Annotated in this window: 20 protein-coding genes; 8 read left to right on the forward strand and 12 right to left on the reverse strand. The window is 60.4% G+C overall.

All coding sequences use genetic code 11. The annotated features are described in order from the left end of the window. The first annotated feature begins 27 nt into the window (after positions 1 to 27). A complete protein-coding gene (locus EJA71_RS22840) occupies positions 28 to 840 on the forward strand; it encodes an alpha/beta fold hydrolase (protein ID WP_158959776.1) in 813 nt (270 codons plus the stop codon). An 82-nt stretch (positions 841 to 922) separates the two neighbouring features. Here the strand turns inward: EJA71_RS22840 and dsbG are convergent, their stop codons facing one another. The 4 genes from dsbG to EJA71_RS22860 all read right to left on the reverse strand — a co-directional run bounded on the left by dsbG (position 923) and on the right by EJA71_RS22860 (position 5,179). Then, positions 923 to 1,693, reverse strand: a complete 771-nt coding sequence (gene dsbG / locus EJA71_RS22845) for a thiol:disulfide interchange protein DsbG (protein ID WP_158959777.1) — start codon at positions 1,691 to 1,693, stop codon at positions 923 to 925. Next, positions 1,669 to 2,550, reverse strand: coding sequence for a TlpA disulfide reductase family protein (locus tag EJA71_RS22850; RefSeq protein WP_158959778.1), 882 nt, complete (start codon positions 2,548 to 2,550; stop codon positions 1,669 to 1,671). Before EJA71_RS22850 ends, dsbG begins: the two co-directional genes overlap by 25 nt. Further along, a complete protein-coding gene (dsbD, locus tag EJA71_RS22855) occupies positions 2,550 to 4,283 on the reverse strand; it encodes a protein-disulfide reductase DsbD (RefSeq protein WP_158959779.1) in 1,734 nt (577 codons plus the stop codon). Before dsbD ends, EJA71_RS22850 begins: the two co-directional genes overlap by 1 nt. Positions 4,284 to 4,474: 191 nt before the next feature. After that, positions 4,475 to 5,179 carry a hypothetical protein gene (locus tag EJA71_RS22860; protein ID WP_158959780.1) on the reverse strand — a complete coding sequence of 235 codons (705 nt, stop codon included), beginning with the start codon at positions 5,177 to 5,179 and terminating at the stop codon, positions 4,475 to 4,477. Positions 5,180 to 5,441: 262 nt separating this feature from the next. On the opposite strand from EJA71_RS22860, the gene EJA71_RS22865 reads away from it, so the two are divergent. The 5 genes from EJA71_RS22865 (at position 5,442) to EJA71_RS22885 (ending at position 9,893) form a co-directional block, all read left to right on the forward strand. Beyond that, positions 5,442 to 6,122, forward strand: coding sequence for a response regulator (locus EJA71_RS22865; RefSeq protein WP_158959781.1), 681 nt, complete (start codon positions 5,442 to 5,444; stop codon positions 6,120 to 6,122). Beyond that, the gene (locus EJA71_RS22870; RefSeq protein WP_158959782.1) at positions 6,122 to 7,444 is read left to right on the forward strand and encodes an ATP-binding protein; all 1,323 of its coding nucleotides are present in this window, start codon (positions 6,122 to 6,124) and stop codon (positions 7,442 to 7,444) included. The genes EJA71_RS22865 and EJA71_RS22870 overlap by 1 nt, the downstream gene beginning before the upstream one ends. A gap of 101 nt (positions 7,445 to 7,545) precedes the next feature. Then, positions 7,546 to 8,025, forward strand: coding sequence for a GNAT family N-acetyltransferase (locus EJA71_RS22875; RefSeq protein ID WP_158959783.1), 480 nt, complete (start codon positions 7,546 to 7,548; stop codon positions 8,023 to 8,025). Positions 8,026 to 8,172: 147 nt separating this feature from the next. Further along, positions 8,173 to 9,585 carry an aspartate aminotransferase family protein gene (locus tag EJA71_RS22880; RefSeq protein WP_158959784.1) on the forward strand — a complete coding sequence of 471 codons (1,413 nt, stop codon included), beginning with the start codon at positions 8,173 to 8,175 and terminating at the stop codon, positions 9,583 to 9,585. Positions 9,586 to 9,668: 83 nt separating this feature from the next. Next, complete coding sequence (locus EJA71_RS22885; protein WP_007917715.1) at positions 9,669 to 9,893, forward strand: MbtH family protein; 225 nt, start codon at positions 9,669 to 9,671, stop codon at positions 9,891 to 9,893. Between the two features lie 200 nt (positions 9,894 to 10,093). Here EJA71_RS22885 and EJA71_RS22890 read toward each other — a convergent pair whose 3' ends face one another. From EJA71_RS22890 to EJA71_RS22925, 8 genes are all read right to left on the reverse strand, one after another. Next, positions 10,094 to 10,999, reverse strand: a complete 906-nt coding sequence (locus EJA71_RS22890; RefSeq protein WP_158959785.1) for a metal ABC transporter solute-binding protein, Zn/Mn family — start codon at positions 10,997 to 10,999, stop codon at positions 10,094 to 10,096. Further along, positions 11,000 to 11,899 carry a metal ABC transporter permease gene (locus EJA71_RS22895; protein WP_007917717.1) on the reverse strand — a complete coding sequence of 300 codons (900 nt, stop codon included), beginning with the start codon at positions 11,897 to 11,899 and terminating at the stop codon, positions 11,000 to 11,002. It lies immediately after the preceding gene. Beyond that, a complete protein-coding gene (locus EJA71_RS22900; RefSeq protein WP_178113739.1) occupies positions 11,899 to 12,609 on the reverse strand; it encodes a metal ABC transporter ATP-binding protein in 711 nt (236 codons plus the stop codon). The genes EJA71_RS22895 and EJA71_RS22900 overlap by 1 nt, the downstream gene beginning before the upstream one ends. Positions 12,610 to 12,743: 134 nt before the next feature. Then, positions 12,744 to 13,673, reverse strand: coding sequence for a metal ABC transporter substrate-binding protein (locus EJA71_RS22905; protein ID WP_158959787.1), 930 nt, complete (start codon positions 13,671 to 13,673; stop codon positions 12,744 to 12,746). Positions 13,674 to 13,708: 35 nt separating this feature from the next. After that, a complete protein-coding gene (locus EJA71_RS22910; protein WP_158959788.1) occupies positions 13,709 to 14,275 on the reverse strand; it encodes a DUF6162 family protein in 567 nt (188 codons plus the stop codon). Further along, positions 14,272 to 14,613: a hypothetical protein gene (locus EJA71_RS22915; RefSeq protein ID WP_158959789.1), complete on the reverse strand. Its 342-nt coding sequence runs from the start codon at positions 14,611 to 14,613 to the stop codon at positions 14,272 to 14,274. The genes EJA71_RS22910 and EJA71_RS22915 overlap by 4 nt, the downstream gene beginning before the upstream one ends. Continuing rightward, positions 14,610 to 15,152 carry a thiamine pyrophosphate-binding protein gene (locus EJA71_RS22920; protein ID WP_158959790.1) on the reverse strand — a complete coding sequence of 181 codons (543 nt, stop codon included), beginning with the start codon at positions 15,150 to 15,152 and terminating at the stop codon, positions 14,610 to 14,612. The genes EJA71_RS22915 and EJA71_RS22920 overlap by 4 nt, the downstream gene beginning before the upstream one ends. Continuing rightward, on the reverse strand, positions 15,149 to 16,348 hold the full coding sequence (locus EJA71_RS22925; RefSeq protein WP_158959791.1) for a PepSY domain-containing protein: 1,200 nt from the start codon (positions 16,346 to 16,348) through the stop codon (positions 15,149 to 15,151). The genes EJA71_RS22920 and EJA71_RS22925 overlap by 4 nt, the downstream gene beginning before the upstream one ends. Before the next feature lie 407 nt (positions 16,349 to 16,755). On the opposite strand from EJA71_RS22925, the gene leuC reads away from it, so the two are divergent. Further along, positions 16,756 to 18,174, forward strand: coding sequence for a 3-isopropylmalate dehydratase large subunit (leuC, locus tag EJA71_RS22930; RefSeq protein ID WP_158959792.1), 1,419 nt, complete (start codon positions 16,756 to 16,758; stop codon positions 18,172 to 18,174). Continuing rightward, complete coding sequence (gene leuD, locus EJA71_RS22935) at positions 18,171 to 18,785, forward strand: 3-isopropylmalate dehydratase small subunit (RefSeq protein ID WP_158959793.1); 615 nt, start codon at positions 18,171 to 18,173, stop codon at positions 18,783 to 18,785. The genes leuC and leuD overlap by 4 nt, the downstream gene beginning before the upstream one ends. Positions 18,786 to 18,865: the final 80 nt, after the last annotated feature.

Below are 18,865 nucleotides of genomic sequence, written 5' to 3' on the forward strand. Positions count from 1 at the left end.
TTCTGTTTTTTGTCGCGAGGATGGTCGATGCCTTTTTTCACGGTTGACGGACAAGCACTGCATTACATTGATCAAGGCACTGGCCCGGCAGTATTGCTGGCTGGCAGTTACTTGTGGGATCAGACGATGTGGGCGCCGCAGATCGCCGCGTTATCGCCGCACTACCGGGTGATTGCGCTTGACCTGTGGGGGCATGGCGAATCCGGCCAGTTGCCGCAAAACACCACATCACTGGATGACATTGCCCGACAGGCGCAGGCCCTGCTCGATCATCTGGACATCGATCAGGTCACGCTGGTTGGCCTGTCGGTTGGCGGCATGTGGGGCGTGCGTCTGGCGCTGTCGGCACCGCAGCGGATCAATGGTCTGGTACTGATGGACACTTACGTCGGCGTCGAACCGGAACTCACCCGTCAGTACTACTTCTCGCTGTTCAAACAAATCGAAGACACCGGCGAAATCTCCGAACAGTTGCTGGATATCGTCGTGCCGATTTTCTTCCGTCCGGGCATTGATCCGCAGTCGGCGTTGTATCAGGACTTCCGCGCCAAACTGGCGGCTTACTCCGCCGATCAGCTACGCGAAAGCATTGTGCCGATGGGGCGCATCACATTTGGCCGGGATGACGTGTTGCCGCGTCTGAGCGAACTGAGTGCCGCGACCACGCTGGTGGTCTGCGGCGATCAGGACAAACCACGGCCACCGTCGGAAGCCAAGGAAATGGCCGAGTTGATTGGTTGCCCGTGGGTGCTGGTGCCGGAGGCGGGGCATATTTCCAATCTGGAGAACCCCGAGTTTGTGACGCAAGTGTTGTTTACCTTCCTGGCTGAACGCCATTGAAAAAATCGCAGCCTGCGGCAGCTCCTACAGAAAACGCGCTCTTATGTAGGAGCTGCCGCAGGCTGCGATCTTTTGATCTTGGTTATTTCGGCCCAAGAATCTTCGTCAACTTGTCCGGCGAAGGCGCGCCTTGCTGCTGTTGCAACTCGCCTTTGTCATCCAGGTAGAAAATCGCCGGCGTGGCCTGCAAATCGAGGTCTTCCATCAACTGCATGTTCGCCGCCAGTTTGGTCTGCACAGCGACAGGGATATCTTTCAACGCTTTGAGCGAGCTGCCCTTGCCAGCCTTCTCGTGATCTTCCAGCGCTTTGGCCGGGTCTTTCGCGGCCAATAGCGCCGCTGATTTGCCCGGGCTGTCTTCGCGGATGATCCCGACCATGATGTGCCGCAGCTGCACTTTGCCGGATTTCACCCAGGGCCGCGCCTGTTCCCAGAACATGTTGCAGTATGGACAGTTCGGATCACTGAACAGGTACACGGTGCGCGGAGCATCCTTGTTGCCGTCCTGAATCCAGTTGCTCGCATCGAACTTGGCCCAGACTTCTTTGGCCATCGGCGCATACACCAGTTTCTGCAGCGGCTCGCTGCTCAGGTCTTTGCCGTCGGCGTCGTACAGATTACCGAGCAGTACGTGCTTGCCATCCGGGGTCAGGTACAGCGCCATGCCGCGGTTCTGATATTGCGCTGCGTAACCGCGCAGGCCATCGGGGGCGTCGAACTGGCCGACGATTTTCGCGCCTTTGGCTTCGATCTTTTTGATCGCCGCAGGCAGTTCTTCTGCGGCCTGCACCGACGGCAAGTGCAGCAGGACAGAGCCCAGAGTCAGCGTCAGCAGGTGGCGGAGGCGGGGCATGGCAGTTTCCTTGAAGAAGTGGCCGGTGCGATGGCCTGATTCGGATTTGAAGACGGCACGTCAAAATTTTCCAGAGCGCGGGCCAGGCTAGCGTTGGACAACTCGCCAAGATGACTGGCCAGCAGACGCCCGTCGGGGCTATAGAACAGCGTAGTCGGCAATGCCATGGAACCCACCGCCTGACCGAGCTGGCCGCGACGATCGAACAGCACGTTATTCAGGCTCAGGCCCTGGGTTTCGAGAAACGTCGCCACGCTTTGCATGCTTTCGGCCTGATTGACGAACAGAAAGGTCAGGTCCGGGCGTTGTTGCTGGGCGCTTTCCAGCACTGGCATTTCACGGCGGCACGGCGGACACCAGGTGGCCCACAGGTTGATCACCAGCGGGCCACCCTGATAGTCGCTGAGCTGGATGGTTTCCCCGGCGGCATTGCGCAGAGAAATGTCCGGCAAGCGTGTGCCTTGTTCGTAGATGTTCAAGGACAAAGTCGCCATCAACCAGAACGCCACGCCACTGGCCACGCCAAAGCCCAGCGGACGACGCAGGCCGAGACGGCGCCAGCCGCGATAGAACGCCGCCAGCAGCAGAACGATCACCCCCGGCCAAGCGAGAAAACCGCCGTCGCGCAAGTCGACGATCTGCCACGGATCGTTACGGTAATGGCTCCAGTACAGCGCGACAAAGGCGATGCGCGCCGCCAGCATGCCGAGCAGAAACAGGCTGAACAGCGCCGACTCGGGGTTATCGCCGCCGCGCTTGGCGACCCGCCAACCGACAAACGTCGCCAGCGCCAAAGCACTGATCAGCAGCAGGTGGTTAAGTGCGATGGCGAAGGTGCCGAGGGTGAAAGTCAGCATTAATTGGCGTCTCGGGTGGCAGTCCAGCGTTGCAGGAACGTGTCGGCGTCGACTTCACCGGTGATGCGCTGGCTGCGACGTTCTTCGCCGTCCGTACCGATCCACACGAAGCTCGGTGGCCCTGGCACTTTGTAGCGGCTGAGCAGTTCGCGACTGGCAGCATTGTCGGCGGTGACATCGAGTCTCAGCAGACGCACGTCGCTCAGCGCCTGCATCACCTTGTCCTTGCCGAACACCTGTTTCTCCATGACTTTGCACGACACGCACCAGTCGGCGTAATAATCGAGCAGAACCCATTGGCCCTGAGCTTTTGCCGCATCGAGTTCGCGTTGCAGTGCAGCCGGTTCCTTGAGCGTGGTGAAGGCGTCATGGCCCGTTGGCGTCGTACCAACGGCGCGACCGGCGCTGTAAACCTGCAATGGCTGATACGGATCATCGCCGCCGCCCGCCGCACCAATCACCAGCAGACTGCCCCACAACCCCAGCAACAGCGAGGTGGCGCCGAACAACTGAGCGACGCGGCCAAAACCTTCAGACTGTTTCCAGGCACAAAACGCGGCGATCAACAGCAGCGCGCCGCACAGACCCAGCCACAATGACGCGTCCAATACCGGACGCAGCATCAGCAACGCCGTGGCGAGGAAGAGGAAACCGAACACGCCCTTGAGCAGGTTCATCCACGCGCCGGGTTTGGGCAGGAAGCGGTTGCCAACGGTGACTAGCAGCAACAGCGGTACGCCGATGCCAATGCCCAGCGAGAACAAAATCAAACCGCCGTGCAAGGCGTTGCCGCTCTGCGCGATATAAAGCAGGGCACCGGCCAGCGGTGCGGTCATGCAAGGGCCGACCAGCAATCCGGACAGCGCGCCCAGTACACCGGCGCCGATCAGGCTGCCACCACTGCGACTGCGCGAGGCGTGTTCCAGGCGATCACGCAGCGCCACTGGCAGTTGCAGTTCAAAGAAACCGAACATCGGCAACGCCAGCACCACGAAGATCGCAGCGAAGGTGCCGAGCAGCCAAGGGTTCTGCAGCCATGCTTGCAAATTCGCGCCGAGCAGCGCAGCAATCACGCCCATCGCGGCATACACCAGCGCCATGCAGATCACATAACTGCCGGCCAGCGCAAAACCACGACGTGGCGTGGCGCCGCTACCCACGACCATGCCGGCCAGAATCGGCAGCATCGGCAACGTGCACGGAGTGAACGCCAACAACAGACCTAGGCCGAAAAACACCAGCAAACTCCAGCCTAGCTCTCGCTGTTGCAGGCTGCTGGCCAGGGCTTGATCCGGTGCCTCTGTCGCGGTTGCCACCGCTGCCTTGCCACCGAGGTCAATCACTCGGGTTTGCGGCGGATAGCACAGGCCGGCATCGGCACAGCCTTGATAGCTGACCTTGATCTGACCGCTGGCCGACGCCGGGATTTTCACTTCCAGACCCTGTCGGTAAACCGGCTGCTCACCGAAAAACTCATCGCTGTGGGATTCACCAGCGGGCAGCGTCGGTTGCTGTTCAGCTGTCAGCCCATCGAATTTCAGGCGTTTCTGATACAGGTAATAGCCATCAGTGATCTGCCAGAACAACTGGGTCTCACCGCTTTCCAAACGCTCGGACGTCAGGACAAATGCCTTGTCGACCGGCAGAAACTCGGGTTTTGTGTCGAACGGATTATTGCCGGCCTGGGCCAGGCTTGAGATCAGCAGAGCAAACAATAGAAAAAAACGACGCATGGAGGAGCCTTGTCCCTGTGCAAGTGAGGTGCATGGTGGTGGGTGGCGATTAACCGATGATTAACCACGCTCGACAGGTCGTAAAGCCCTGAATCGTACTCGCCGCATCCGCCTGAACAAGGAATTTGCGTCTGCGACCGTGACACCTTGTTTTTTTGATTAACTGCAACAGATGAATGCGGCTCGACGCGTTATGAGCTCGAAGTAAGCAATCCGGGCCAGGATCCCTCGTCAACGAGTCGTGGGCCAGATATGAGTTTGAATGTCATGAGGTTATATTTTATGTATTCATTATTCGTGAGAAAAATGTAATACACGCTATCAGTCAGTGTGCCGTCAATTTGTACCGCGGTAATTATTCTATCGGCGTAGGGTTGTAAACCTGGCCAGCCTACTTTGGAAATGATCGGGCGATCGATTTTGTGCATATCCAGTGTGATTTGCTGGCCATCGTTCAACAGAAACTCGAAATGGCGCCGGCGGATTAACGTCAGACGCCATGTTCCGGCAACGATCCGATCAAAGTAAGGCGCCAGTGCTCGCCACGGCGATTCATTCAGGCTCATGGTACTGTCGACATCGTCGATGTCCTGGTCGTATTTGCAGACCATCGGTCGATCTCCATCGTAGTAAAACAGCCACAGAACATCCGAATCGAACCCCAGAGGCTGAGGCGTCGGCAGGAAGCCGGTGGTCGTAAAGCCGAATCGAAGATGGCGCGCATGTTGATGAAAACGACCCCAGCTCTTGTTCGTTACTTCTTTCGGGTACCCTTCAAGGATTCTGTTTTCGGCATTATCAAATCGAGAGTAAGTGTTGGTGTTCTTGAAAAAGAAATAGGTTTGGTCAGGTCCGCTGCGCCAATCGATGGCGACAAAGTTATTAAGTGTTGTCATGGGTGAGCCTTGTGAAGTTTGTGTTGTTAATGTTGTTCAAGGCTAACTTCAAGTTGTTGTTTGATGAATAAGGCAAGTGCTGCCTTTTATGTCCGACTTGCCAGCGGTTAACCCCGAAGTGCATTTAAATCCGCAACCGCAGGTCGCGCCTGACGAGCTATCATCTGCTCGACGGCCCACGCTTCTCGTGGACTGTGTGCCTTGCCATAATTGCTGCTTAATCCTCAGCTGCTTCACTCGGGTTTTTTCTCACGGAGCTCCCATGCACGTACTGGTTTGCGAAGACGACGAGTTGATCGCCAGCGGCATCGTTGCCGGACTGACGGCGCAAGGCTTGACCGTCGAACACGTCAACAGCGCTTCCAAGGCGCGAGCGATGCTCAAGGTTGCCGAGTTCGATGTGATGGTGCTCGATCTCGGCTTGCCGGACGAGGACGGTCTGAAGCTGTTGCAGCAACTGCGACACGGCGGACTGGAAATCCCGGTGCTGATTCTGACCGCGCGTGACTCTGTGACTGATCGTGTCGATGGCTTGCAGGCGGGCGCCGACGATTACCTGCTCAAACCATTCGATCTGCGTGAGCTGTTCGCGCGTTTGCAAACCTTGTTGCGTCGGGTCGCAGGGCGCAGCGTCAATCTCATCGAACACGGCGCGCTGACTTACGATCCGAGCAGTCGCGAAACCATGCTGGCCGGACAGCCGGTGGACTTGTCACGCCGCGAGCAGTCTTTGCTGCAAGCGCTGCTGCACAACCGCGGCCGGGTCCTTTCCACCGAGCAATTGAAGGACAGCGTTTACGGATTCAGCGATGAACTGGAGAGCAACGCCCTCAACGTGCATATCCATCACCTGCGCAGCAAACTCGGTAAAGGCATTGTTGAAACCGTGCGCGGCCTTGGCTATCGCCTCGGTCCGGCCGACGGTGGGGATCAAGGCAAGTGATGAGTCTGCGATTGCGGCTGAGCCTGACCCTCGGCGCAGCCTTCGCGCTGATCTGGGCGCTGGCGGCGGCCTGGATGCTCAGCGATCTGCGCAATCAGATGATGTTCTCCCTCGACCAGCGTCTGGTGGCTTCGGCGCGGATGGTGGCCGGGTTGCTGGAGCAGCTGCCGACCTTGCCGAGCAAAGGCGAGGGCACGCATTTCAGTGCCGAACAACTGAACATTCCCGGCGGCATGGCCTGTCAGGTCAGTTCGTTGCGCGGGGAGATCCTCGCCCGCAGTCACAACAATCCCGAACAAGCGCTGGAAGCCGAAAAAATGGGCTTTCATGATCAAATGATCGACGGCGCGCCGTGGCGCAGCTTCACCCTCGCGCGCGGCGATGTGCGCATTACCACGGCGGATCGGCAGATCGAACGCGAGGCGCTGAACATGTCGATCCTGCTGGCGGCGTCGGTGCCAGTCGGCGTGGCGTTGTTGGGTTGCCTGTGCCTGTTGTGGCTGGGCATCGGACAGGGCCTGGCGCCGCTCAATCGTCTGCGCGAGGCGTTGATGCGGCGTAACGCCGACTCGCTCGAACCGTTGCAGTTGCAGTCATTTCCCAGCGAGCTGAAGCCGCTGCTGGAAACGCAGAATCAGTTGTTCCAGCGCATCGGCAAAACCATCGAACGCGAACGTCGCCTGACCGGTGATGCCGCCCACGAACTGCGCAGCCCGCTGACCGCGATCAAGACCCACCTGCAAGTGGCGCGGATGACCGATGGCAATGCCCGCGATCAATCGCTGGCGCGGGCCGAGGAGGGCGCCGACCGTTTGCATCGGACCCTTGAGCAATTACTCTTGCTGGCGCGCGTCGAGGGCAGTCTGTCGTTCGATGACGGCTCGCAATGCAGTGCCGAACAAGTGGCCAGACTGGCGATCCAGGATGCCACCGGCGGCGAGCGTCTGAGAATCAAGCTGCAACTGCCTGCCGAACTGTCGGCGGCACCGTTGCAGATGCCGGCGGTGCTGTCGATTGCGGCCTTGCGCAACCTGCTGGATAACGCCTTGCGCCATACGCCTGAAGATTGTGCAGTGGAGCTGAGCCTGGAAACCATCGGCAACCGCGTGCGCTTTATCGTGCGCGACCATGGCCCGGGCATTGCGCCGGACGATCTGCAGCATCTGACGCAACGCTTCTGGCGCAACGGGCAAAGCACCGGTTGCGGCTTGGGGCTGGCGATTGTTCAGGCGATCGTCCAGCGTTGCGACTGTGCGCTGCATTTCGACAGCCGCCCGGATGGCTTGCGGGTCGAGTTGACCATGCCGTTGCAGCCGGTCTGATATTGCGGCACATCAAATGTAACCTCTCTCCATTAGTCTTCCAGTCTGGGCAGGGGTAAGGTCAGCGCTGCTTTGACTCAAAGGATTGAGGGGACAGCGCCATGGAAGCACGCATCAGTATTCGTCAGGCCGCACTGGCTGACGCCGGTATCATCCACCGCATCATCGAACGTTCGATCCGCATCGGCTGTGCGCTCGATCACCGCAACAATGCACAGCAGGTCAGCGACTGGGTCGAACAGCACAATGCCGATCAGCTCTGTCGCTGGCTCGCCGATTCGCGCATATACCTCAATATCGCTCTGTTGCAGGACAAACCGGTTGGTGTCGGCATGGCGACCGCCGACGGCGACATTGCGCTGTGCCATGTCCAGCCCGAGTGGTTCCGCCGGGGTGTCGGGCGTGCGTTGATCGATGATCTCGAAGCCTGGTTGCGAATTCGCGGCGTGGCTGATGCTCACCTCAACAGCACCCGCACCGGCGAAGCTTTTTATCGACATCTTGGCTACCGCGAAACAGCGTCACCTCTGCTGCACAGAGGCCTGCGCACACTGCCGATGAGCAAACCGTTGCCGTCGTAGCGGTAACGAGTCGATCAAGGGCCTAAATCCTCGCTTCGCTTAAGCGTCTCCAGAACAGGAAAACCTGCAAGTGCGCCCCGCGACCGGAACGCGCACCTGTCCGGTGCTGTTTTGGTCACTATCCATAGCGAATTGAGGGGTCGAGAGATGTCAGTCGCCACCAGCCTTATTGAAGAGTCTTCGGCCCGGGTCTCCTCGGCTCCGGCCGAAGCCCTGTATCAGTTCAACGAGTCGCCGTTGCTCGCACGTCAGGCGCAGCAGGAATCCAATGCGCGCAGTTATCCGCGACGCATTCCCCTGGCGCTCAAACGCGCCAAGGGCCTGTACGTTGAGGACGTCGAAGGGCGCACGTTCATCGACTGCCTGGCCGGTGCCGGCACGCTGGCACTCGGACACAACCACCCGGTGGTGATCGAAGCAATCCAGCAAGTATTGGCCGATGAGTTGCCGCTGCACACGCTGGACCTGACCACACCGGTCAAGGACCAGTTTGTTCAGGACTTGTTTGCTCTGCTGCCATCGGCTCTGGCCGCCGAAGCGAAAATCCAGTTCTGCGGCCCGACCGGCACCGATGCCGTGGAAGCGGCACTGAAACTGGTGCGCACTGCCACCGGGCGCAGCACCGTGCTGTCGTTTTCCGGCGGTTATCACGGCATGAGTCAGGGCGCTCTGAGCCTGATGGGCAGCCTGGGGCCGAAGAAGCCGTTGGGCGCCTTGCTCAGCAGCGGCGTGCAGTTCATGCCGTTTCCCTACGACTACCGTTGCCCGTTCGGCCTCGGTGGTGCCGCGGGCGTGAAGGCCAATTTGAGTTATCTGGACAACCTGCTCAACGATCCCGAGGCCGGCGTGCAATTGCCTGCGGCGGTCATTGTCGAGGCCGTGCAGGGCGAGGGCGGTGTGATTCCGGCGGACATCGAGTGGTTGCGCGGTTTGCGCCGCATCACTGAAAAGGCCGGTGTCGCGTTGATCGTCGACGAGATCCAGAGTGGTTTCGCCCGAACCGGCAAGATGTTTGCCTTTGAGCATGCCGGCATTATTCCGGACGTGGTGGTGTTGTCCAAAGCCATCGGCGGCAGTCTGCCGCTGGCGGTGGTGGTTTATCGTGACTGGCTCGACACCTGGCAGCCGGGTGCCCACGCCGGCACCTTCCGTGGTAATCAGATGGCGATGGCTGCCGGTTCTGCGGTGATGCGTTATCTGGCCGAGCACAAGGTCTGCGAACACGCTGCAGCGATGGGCGATCGCCTGAGCGAGCACCTGCGCATCCTGCAACGCGACTTCCCGCAACTGGGCGACATTCGCGGTCGCGGTCTGATGCTCGGTGTCGAGCTGGTCGACCCGAACGGCGCACCGGATGCGCTCGGCCATCCGCCAGCGTTTGCCCGTCTGGCGCCGCTGGTCCAGCGTGAATGCCTCAAGCGTGGCTTGATTCTGGAGTTGGGTGGTCGTCACGGTGCGGTGGTGCGGTTCCTGCCGCCGCTGGTGATTACTGCCGCCGAAATCGACCGCGTTGCGGAAATCTTCGGTCGCGCTTTGGCGGCTGCGACGGCTGCGCTGTAAATTTTTCAGCGCGCCGAACGTTCTTTCTATATACCCGGCTGCACCCGTTGTGCAGCCCACCCTTACAACGATGGAGAACCAGCATGACGTCAGTATTCGACCGCGAGGACATCCTCTTTCAGGTCGTGGTCAACCACGAAGAGCAGTACTCGATCTGGCCGGATTACAAAGCCGTGCCGGAAGGCTGGCGCACCGTGGGCAAGAGCGGCCTGAAAAAGGAATGCCTGGCCTACATCGAGGAAGTCTGGACTGACATGCGTCCACTGAGCCTGCGCCAGAAGATGGAAGCACAGGCCGCTGCTCAATAAGCACACGGGCAAAAAGAAACCCGCTGGACCAGTGATGGTCAGCGGGTTTTTTCATGCCATGGTTTTGTGTTGCCTTTCAGGGCCCCATCGCTGGCAAGCCAGCTCCCACAGGTATCGGGGGGATTACAAAGTCTGCGTTCGCCGCGAACTCTGTGGGAGCTGGCTTGCCAGCGATGAACGATCACGCGGTACAACTGGAATTACGCCCCGCTCAACCCCTTGAGCAGCAAATCCACATTGCCTTCCAGCTCCGCCACCGGATCCGCCGCATCAGTGCTTAACACCACCAACTGGCTCCCCGACTCGGCAATCGCCGCTTTTACCGCTTCCGAAGGCTGCCGGTGGTGCAGCACCAGCGCCACGTCATTGTCCTTGAGCGTTGCCGTCAGCTTTTTCAAGTCTTCAGGTGTCCACTCCGCGTCCGGCCGTGGATCCTGCCCAACCAGCTCCAGGTTGAGGCTACCGATCAGATAGCCGAAGTGATCGCTCAAACTCATCACACTCAGGTTATCGGCACTGGCGAGGCGCGCCTCACTGTCAGCACTGAGTTTGAGCAGACGCTGTTTGAGCGCGGCGAGATTGGCCTCGATCTTCGGTTTGGCGCTCGGCGCCAGACGCACCAGATCCGCTGCCATCACGTCCGCCATCCGCCCCATGTTGTTGCTCGCCAGCCACGGCTGACTGTTCAGGCCATCGACTGTCAGATCCGGCTGCACAGCGATGCCGGGCAGGGCGCCATCCACCGGGCGCGCCGCGTCGACTTCGACGATACGGATGTTGCTGCGGCGGGCGATCGGGTACAGCTGATCGTCCGGCCACAGCGAGCGCACGCCGATGACGGCGTCGGCGTCGGTCGCCAGTTTGCTCAGGGCCGGTGCGCCACGACCGGTGAAGTAGGCGCTCTGCCGGCTGCCCGGCAGGTTTGCCGGTGCGGCGCGCTCGAGCTTGACATCAGTGCCCTTGAGCAGCACTTCGCCCAGCCCGTAGGTAATCGGTAACGAAGCCAGCACTCGCAGCGGTTTTGCGTTGTCGGCGGCCATCACCGGCATGCAGACCACGCCGCACAGCGCCATGGCCAGAGTCAGTTTGCGAAATGAAAAAGCCATTTATCCAAGGTTCCCTTTGAGGCTGGGGACGACGCCGCGCGCGATGGCGGCGAGGGCGAAGGCAATGCCGGCGACCAGAATGATCGCGGCGCCGGACGGAATCGGCAGGTCGAACACGATCGGCGCGAGAATCCCGCACAAGGTGCTGACGGTGGCGATCAATACCGAACACCAGAAAAAGCCCTTGAGCGACTGGCTGAGCAGACGCGCAGCGGCGGCCGGAATCACCAGCAGTGCACCCACCAGAATCGCGCCGATGACTTTCACCGCCGCCACGGTGATCAGCGTCACCAGAATCACGAACAGATAATCCAGGGTCTTCACCGCGACACCGCGCACTGCCGCCAATTGCGGGTTGAAGCTGGCCAGCATGATGCGGTTGTACAACGGCAGGGCCAAAGCCATGACCAGCGAACCGACGATAGCCAACACCGCCAGATCATTGCCGTTGACCGTCAGCACCGAGCCGAACAAGACGTTCTCCAGAATGTGCACGTTGATCTTGCCGGCCAGGATCAGCAGCAGACTCGCGCCCAGTGCCAACGACACCGAGAGGAACACCCCAATCAAAGTGTCCGGCGCCAGACCGGTGCGGTTGCGCAGGTAATTGAGCAGGATGCCGAACAACAGGCAGTAGCCGAACAGGCTGCCGTACGGGCCGGTGTAGGGTTCGCCGAGCAGAATGCCGATGGCCACACCGGTCAATGCGGCGTGGCCGACGGCTTCGGAGAAAAACGCGAAACGCTTGACCACCACCAGCGTGCCGAGACCGCCGAGTACCGGGCCGATCAACAAGCCAGCGAGCAGTGCATTGACCACGAAACCGTAGGCCAGCGCTTCCGGCAGATACCCGGACGAGGCCCAACCTTGCACCATCAAACGAAAGGCTTCGTAACTCATCAGACAGCGCTCCGTGGGTGAGTGGAAAACAGGGTCAGCAGGCGTTCCGGAGTGAGTGCCTGTTGTGGCGTCGCGTCGAACAACACACGGCGGTTGAGACCGGTAACGCGATTGGCCAGGCGGCCGACCGCTTCCAGATCGTGTTCGATCCACAGCACGGTGATGCCCGCCGCACGCCAGTCATTGAGCAGACGTTCGAAGACTTGAATCCCGGCTTCGTCGAGGGCCGACATCGGCTCGTCGAGCACCAACAGTTGCGGCGCCGGAATCAGGCCCTGCGCGAGCAGAACCCGCTGACGTTCGCCACCGGACAGCGCACCCATACGGCGCTTGCGCTTGTCCTGCATGCCGACGCGTTCCAGCGCTTCGCCGATGGCGCCGGCATAGTGTTTGCTCAATCCGAGAAATGCCGGGCGGCGCTGGCACATTGCAGCCATGAAATCGTCGACGGTCATCGGCAGACCGCGATCGAATTCCAGCGCCTGCGGCACATAACCGATGGTGCCGGGCTCGCCGGGCCATTGCAGGCTGAGTTGGCCCTGATGCGGCATCTGCCCGAGCAGGGTCTTGATCAGCGAGCTCTTGCCACCACCGTTGGGGCCGACCAGCGCGTGGACGGTGCCGGGCTGTACCTGAAACGTAACCTTGTCGAGAATTGTCGTGCGCCCGAGCGTCAGACAAACCTCCGCAAAATCCAGCGTCGGCCCCATACCCTGTAGGAGTGAGCCTGCTCGCGATAGCGGAGTGTCATCCAGCGAAGATGTTGCCTGAACCGGCGGATTCGCGAGCAAGCTCGCTCCCACAGGTTTTTCGCTGTTGTCGGCGATCAGGGTTTCCTTGGAGGTCATGCGCCCGACTCCTGAATCGCCCGAACCACGGTGTTGAGGTTGCCGGTCATTTCCTTTTCATATTTGTCGGCGGTGTATTCGCCGTAGGAAATGTGTGACAGCGGGTACAGCTTCACGCCGGACTCGCGCTGGATGGTTTCGACGTAGGTGGAGGGGAAATCCATCTCAGAGAAGATCACTTTCACGTCGAGTTCGCGCAGTTGATCGATGGTCTTCTTCAACTGGCTCGGGCTTGGCTCGATACCGTGGGCAGGTTCGACCACCGCTGTCACTTCCAGACCGAATTCGCGCAGCAGGTAGTCATACGCCGCGTGAACCGTGGCCACGCGCAGTTCGGCGTTCGGCGCCTGAGTCAGCTTGGCCAAAGCATCGGCGCGCATCTGTCGCAGGCGTTTGCCGTAGGCGCGGGCATTTTGCGTGTAGGTCTTGGCGTTGTCCGGGTCGAGCTTGCCCAGTTCGCGGGCGATGTTGTTGACCTGGGCGATGGAGGCGCTGATCGACAGGAACGTGTGCGGGTTGACCACTTTGCCGGCGCCGCGCGCGGCGACCCCGGTGGCAGCCAGCAATGGCACGTTTTCGTTGGCTTCGATGGTCTTGACGTTCGGCGTTTCGCTGGCGGCGATCATGCGGTCGGCGAAGTCGTCATGGCCGACGCCATTGAGCACGATTACGTCCAGCCCGCTGATGCGTTTGATGTCTTCGGCGCGAGGCTCGTAGGCATGGGGATTGAAACCGGCCGGGATCAACGGCACGACATCGGCCTTGTCACCGACGATGTTCGCCACGTAGCTGTAATAAGGATGCAGGGTGATGCCGATGCGCAGGCGTTTGGCCGGATCGGCGCTGACCAGCGGGCTCAGCAGGCTGGCACACAGACCGATCAGAAACAGGCGTAGCAAAGGACGGCGAGGCGATGAAATAGACATGGGCAAGCGGTCTTCTCTCGGAGAGGGGCGAGGAATCAATGGCGATGTTCGCGGGTAACACCGGCATCGTATTGCGCGACGATCTGTTTCCAGCCGGCAGCGGACAGAGCGGCGGCGGTGAGTTGTGCGGGGGCTTGAACGGCTGCATCACGGTTGAGCCAGATATCCGGCGCATCGGCGCTGAGCAGCATCACGAACGAACCCGCGACGGCAGGGACCTGGCTTTGACCGAAATACGCGGTGTCGGCCAACAACTGCCAGACATGACCGCCACGGCTGACCGAACTCGCATCCTGGGCAAACGGGGCAAAGCCTTCGTCCGCCAGATTCTGCGGGGTCGGCACGGCTTGCTGTTCGTCGCGCAGCAAGCGGATTTCGTCGAGGGTCACCCGCAGGTCGGCATAGATGCCTTGCTCGGCAGCACTGAGGTCGCGGCGCGCGTCGAGTTGATTGGTGGCGACCGGTTCCGGCTCATGGGAAACCCCGCGCCACGCGACGACCGAACCGGCAATCGCCAGAATCAACAGACACAACAGCAGCACATTGAGGGTTTCATGGCCGGCACCCGCCGGGCGCACAACTTGGGTGGTGGGCGTACTCATGGGGCTTCGATATCCGCTTGGTCGATTTCGACCACATGGCCCGGGCCTGCGTCGAACAGCACGTAGAATTCCGCGCCCGGCTTCTTGAATGTCAGGGTTGAATCGCTGCCGAGCTTGCCCGGTACCAGAATGGTTTCGTCGTAGCCGATCACATCGAGGGTCACCCCCGGCGCGCCGCTGCCGTCGGAGAAGCCGCCGGTGCATTTGATCTGCTCGGCATCGATGGCTTTGCATTCGCACATCGGGTTGTGGGCGAGGGCGCTGTCAGTGAAACCGGCGCAAAGCACCAGCAACACGGCGCTCAGCCGCAGGCGGGAAGAGCGTTGCGAGCGTGTCATGGTTTGGCTCCTTGTTGAGTCAGCCAGGCAGTGGTAGCGGGGGAGGCCTGGCTCAGGGGAATCGAGGCCTGATGCATGCTGCCGTCCCAGCCTTCCATGGTGATCCACAGTTCGGCGTCGGCTTTTGTTTTCTCCGGCACCGGCAACTGCGCGCCCATGCGATACGGCGCGCCGAAGAAAATCACCCCGGCGGCGCGCAGGCTGCGCGGTTTGCCGATGCGCAGATAAGTGGCTTTGACTTTGTCGATGCAGGCATCACAAAGCGCGGCGTTGAAACCTTTCATGTAACCGGCCGGGCCTTCCAGACGTGGTGCCTCGTTGCGCAATTCGGCGAGGCGCAGGCTCCACGGCCCGACTGCGATTTCGCCGACTTCGCGTTCACCGAGGCCGGCATCGCCGCGAAATAGCGCGACATCGGCGAAGTATTTCGGCATGAAACCCAGCGGTATCAGCAGCAACAGCACGTTGATGTGGAAACGCCATTTGTGCCAGAACACGCTCAAGCGCGACGGTTGCGGCAAAGCTGCGGACTTGCTCATGGATTGACCTCCGACGTTTCCCGGCGCATCGCCGGTTGCGCCTGCACGCGGTTTTTCTTCGATTCACGCTTGAGTGCATTGGCCGTGGCCAGCGCGGTGCGTTTGGTCCAGATCAACAAACCGCTGAGCACCATCATGCTTAGCAGTAGGCCGAAGAAGAACCAGATCAACTTGATCCACAACCCGCCAAAGTCGCCGGTGTGCAGCGGGCGCATGGATTCGGTGACGAATTCCAGCGACGTGCGGTCGCTCAACAAACGTGAAGTGGCCAACTCACCACTGTAAGGATCGAGCGTCGCGGTCTGGAACATCAACGGATACCAGCCGCGTCCGCCGACGTTCAGGTGGGTATAAGCGTTGGCCGGCAGGCTGACAAAGCTGACTTCGAGGCCGGGGATTTTCTCTTGGGCGATTTCAATGGCGCGATCCAGACTGATGCGCGGCGGCGGGCTGCCGTCGGCCGAGATCGGCACCGCTTCACGGGACATCGCCGGAATGACCGGTTCGCTGGAGATGGAAATGTGGTTGTCGAACAGCAGTGCCTGAATAAGGAACCAGGTGCCGGTGATCGAAATGACGGCTATAAACCAGATCGACCAGATGCCGCTCAGGCGGTGGAAATCCCCCCAGAAAATTCGCGCGCCGTGGCGAAAGCGCAGGGTTGGACTAAAAAATCCTTTCCAGAAGCGTTTATAAACCACCAGCCCGGTCACCAGCGAAGCCAGCAACGGCAGACCGAGGAACGACACCAGGTACCAGCCCCAACTGAAACCATTGGTGAACGGTACTAGCCACCAGCCATGCAGGGCGCGAGTGAAGGCCTGGAAGTTGAAATCGGGCGCGACTCCCTGAATCACCCCGGTATACGGATTGACGTAAACGGTCTGCTCGCGGCCGTCCGGGTAGCTGACCCGCACGTCCAAGGCAAAATGCGACTCATCCGGGCGGCTGATGCTCTCGACCACGGTGCGTGGTTCGGCTTTTTTGATCGCCGCGAGTACCTGGTCGTAGCTGAGCAGCGGTGCATCGTCCGACGGCTGGCTGGCACGCATCTGCGGGTTGGCAAGCCAGACGATTTCCTGGCTGACCACCGCCAATGTGCCGGTGACGCACACGATCAGCACGAAAAACCAGATCGGTAACGCCAGCCAGCTATGAACGAGGAACCACAGTTTGGAGCGGGATTTCTTCGACATGATTGAGCGTCTTTTATCCGGTGAAAGGGCGCGTGGCTACGGGCTTCGCAGCACGGGAATCCCCGAGAAGCCGTTCGTGGCTTTTGCCTACGCGAACGGCCTGCATCTCTATAAGACGAATGAGTGCTGAAAATCCCGAAAGAGGATATGAAAGCAAATGTTTCGCAATTCCCCGAACACCACACTTGTCTTGTGGGCGCGAGCTTGCTCGCGAAGGCGGAGGATCAGTTAACGCAGATGTGACTGACGACCGCCTTCGCGAGCAAGCTCGCTCCCCACAGGGTTTTCCTACAAGGTTTTCGAGATCAAACACGATTCATGCACGACGCCATCACTCTCTGCCAATTGATGCCCCGCCCGCGCTCCCTATCATGGAAATCACAATGAATGCCTGAGTGAGCGCTTTGATGACCGCCAGAACCCTCTACGACAAACACATCGATTCGCACACGGTGTGCCGCCTCGACGATCAGGGCCATGTCCTGCTTTATATTGATCGTCAGGTGATCAACGAATACACCAGCCCCCAGGCCTTCAGCGGTTTGCGTGAGGCGGGCCGTGGGGTCTGGCGACCGGAGACGGCGTTGGCGGTGGTTGACCACGTCAATCCAACCGCACCGCTGCGGGTGGCCGCGATGCCCGATGCCGGCGGCGCGCGACAGGTGTCGTATCTGGCGGAAAACTGCCGGGATTTCGGCATCGAGTTGCTGGATATCCTCGACAAACGCCAGGGCATCGAACATGTGATCGCGCCGGAGCAGGGTTTTATTCTGCCGGGAATGGTCATCGCTGCTGGCGACAGCCACACCACGACGTATGGCGCGCTCGGCGCTTTCGGTTTCGGCATCGGCACCTCGGAAATCGAACACCTGCTGGCCTCACAGACCCTGGTCTACAAACGTCTGAAAAGCCTGCGCGTGACCGTAGACGGTGAACTGGCGCCGGGCCTGACCTCCAAAGACGTGATCATGGCGCTGATCGGCCAGATTGGCGCTTCCGGAGCCACTGGTTATGCCATTGAATTCTGTGGCTCGACGATAGATGCCCTGAGCGTCGAGGCGCGCATGACCATCTGCAACATGGCGGTCGAGGCCGGTGCGCGTGGCGCGTTCATGGCGCCGGACGATAAGGTGTTCGCCTATCTCAAGGGCAAACCCCGCGCCCCCGAAGGTGAACGGTGGGAGCGTGGGCTGGAGAAATGGCGCGAATTGCGCAGTGATCCAGATGCTGTGTTCGACCGCGAAGTGCATCTGGATGCCAGCCGACTGGAGCCGATGGTCACTTGGGGCACCAGCCCTGATCAGACGTCCTCGATTGGCGAAACAGTTCCCGATCCGCAGGCGATCAGTGACCCGATCCTGCGTCAGGACATGCGCCGCGCCCTCAACTACATGGGCCTGGAAGCCGGCATGCCACTCAGTGAGATCGTCATCAGCCATGCCTTTATCGGTTCCTGCACCAACGCGCGGATCGAGGATTTGCGCGATGCCGCCCGTGTCGTGCGTGGGCAGCAAGTCGCCGAGCATGTGCGCGCGATGATCGTCCCCGGTTCCAGCGAAGTGCGCGCCCAGGCCGAAGCGGAAGGGTTGGCGCAGATTTTTATCGAGGCCGGTTTCGAATGGCGTCAGTCCGGCTGTTCGATGTGCCTGGCGATGAACGACGACGTACTGGCCCCCGGCGACCGCTGCGCGTCCAGCACCAACCGCAATTTCGAAGGACGCCAGGGCGCCGGCGCACGCACCCATCTGATGAGCCCGGCGATGGTCGCCGCTGCCGCGATCAGCGGTCGACTCACCGATATCCGCCACTTTGGAGTACGCCCATGAGCCTGCAACCCTTCACCCAGGTCAGCGGCCAGGCCGCGCCATTGTTGGCCGCCAACGTCGATACCGACGTGATCATGCCCAAGCAATTTCTCAAGGGCATCGACAGGAAAGGCCTGGATCGCGGTTTGTTTTTCGATCTGCGTTTTTTGCCGGACGGCACGCCGAATCCTCAGTTCGTGCTGAATCAGCCTGCGTGGCAGGGGGCGAGTTTTCTGGTGGTCGGGCCGAACTTCGGCTGCGGTTCCAGTCGCGAGCACGCGGTGTGGGGCTTGCAGCAGATGGGCATTCGCGCCTTGATCGGCAGTAGCTTCGCCGGGATCTTCTTCGATAACTGCCAGCGCAACGGGGTGTTGTTGATCACGTTGGAGGACGCGCAGGTGCAGCGAATCGGACGGCTGGTCGGTGAGCCGGAAACGGCGCGAATCAGTATCGATCTTGAGGCTCAGCAGATTGCTCTCGCGGATGGCAGCATGATCGATTTTCAGATTGATGGTCTGCGCAAAACTTCGCTGCTGCTGGGACTGGACGCCATTGGCAGCACCTTGCAACGCTGCGAACAAATCAAGGATTTCGAACGCCGGCATCTGGCCAACAACCCCTGGCTCTCCTGACCCACCGCTGGTCTCCTTGTAGGAGTGAGCCTGCTCGCGATGGCGGTGTGTCAGACAAAACAATGCTGACTGACCCACCG

The sequence above is a fragment of the Pseudomonas sp. PB106 genome (assembly GCF_009764645.1).
Lineage (GTDB): Bacteria > Pseudomonadota > Gammaproteobacteria > Pseudomonadales > Pseudomonadaceae > Aquipseudomonas.

Excerpts from the sequence above, each read along its gene's own strand:
- EJA71_RS22840 (WP_158959776.1), top strand. The coding sequence starts at position 28 with ATGCCTTTTTTCACGGTTGACGGACAAGCACTGCATTACATTGATCAA.
- dsbG (WP_158959777.1), bottom strand. The coding sequence starts at position 1,693 with ATGCCCCGCCTCCGCCACCTGCTGACGCTGACTCTGGGCTCTGTCCTG.
- EJA71_RS22850 (WP_158959778.1), bottom strand. The coding sequence starts at position 2,550 with ATGCTGACTTTCACCCTCGGCACCTTCGCCATCGCACTTAACCACCTG.
- dsbD (WP_158959779.1), bottom strand. The coding sequence starts at position 4,283 with ATGCGTCGTTTTTTTCTATTGTTTGCTCTGCTGATCTCAAGCCTGGCC.
- EJA71_RS22860 (WP_158959780.1), bottom strand. The coding sequence starts at position 5,179 with ATGACAACACTTAATAACTTTGTCGCCATCGATTGGCGCAGCGGACCT.
- EJA71_RS22865 (WP_158959781.1), top strand. The coding sequence starts at position 5,442 with ATGCACGTACTGGTTTGCGAAGACGACGAGTTGATCGCCAGCGGCATC.
- EJA71_RS22870 (WP_158959782.1), top strand. The coding sequence starts at position 6,122 with ATGAGTCTGCGATTGCGGCTGAGCCTGACCCTCGGCGCAGCCTTCGCG.
- EJA71_RS22875 (WP_158959783.1), top strand. The coding sequence starts at position 7,546 with ATGGAAGCACGCATCAGTATTCGTCAGGCCGCACTGGCTGACGCCGGT.
- EJA71_RS22880 (WP_158959784.1), top strand. The coding sequence starts at position 8,173 with ATGTCAGTCGCCACCAGCCTTATTGAAGAGTCTTCGGCCCGGGTCTCC.
- EJA71_RS22885 (WP_007917715.1), top strand. The coding sequence starts at position 9,669 with ATGACGTCAGTATTCGACCGCGAGGACATCCTCTTTCAGGTCGTGGTC.
- EJA71_RS22890 (WP_158959785.1), bottom strand. The coding sequence starts at position 10,999 with ATGGCTTTTTCATTTCGCAAACTGACTCTGGCCATGGCGCTGTGCGGC.
- EJA71_RS22895 (WP_007917717.1), bottom strand. The coding sequence starts at position 11,899 with ATGAGTTACGAAGCCTTTCGTTTGATGGTGCAAGGTTGGGCCTCGTCC.
- EJA71_RS22900 (WP_178113739.1), bottom strand. The coding sequence starts at position 12,609 with ATGGGGCCGACGCTGGATTTTGCGGAGGTTTGTCTGACGCTCGGGCGC.
- EJA71_RS22905 (WP_158959787.1), bottom strand. The coding sequence starts at position 13,673 with ATGTCTATTTCATCGCCTCGCCGTCCTTTGCTACGCCTGTTTCTGATC.
- EJA71_RS22910 (WP_158959788.1), bottom strand. The coding sequence starts at position 14,275 with ATGAGTACGCCCACCACCCAAGTTGTGCGCCCGGCGGGTGCCGGCCAT.
- EJA71_RS22915 (WP_158959789.1), bottom strand. The coding sequence starts at position 14,613 with ATGACACGCTCGCAACGCTCTTCCCGCCTGCGGCTGAGCGCCGTGTTG.
- EJA71_RS22920 (WP_158959790.1), bottom strand. The coding sequence starts at position 15,152 with ATGAGCAAGTCCGCAGCTTTGCCGCAACCGTCGCGCTTGAGCGTGTTC.
- EJA71_RS22925 (WP_158959791.1), bottom strand. The coding sequence starts at position 16,348 with ATGTCGAAGAAATCCCGCTCCAAACTGTGGTTCCTCGTTCATAGCTGG.
- leuC (WP_158959792.1), top strand. The coding sequence starts at position 16,756 with ATGACCGCCAGAACCCTCTACGACAAACACATCGATTCGCACACGGTG.
- leuD (WP_158959793.1), top strand. The coding sequence starts at position 18,171 with ATGAGCCTGCAACCCTTCACCCAGGTCAGCGGCCAGGCCGCGCCATTG.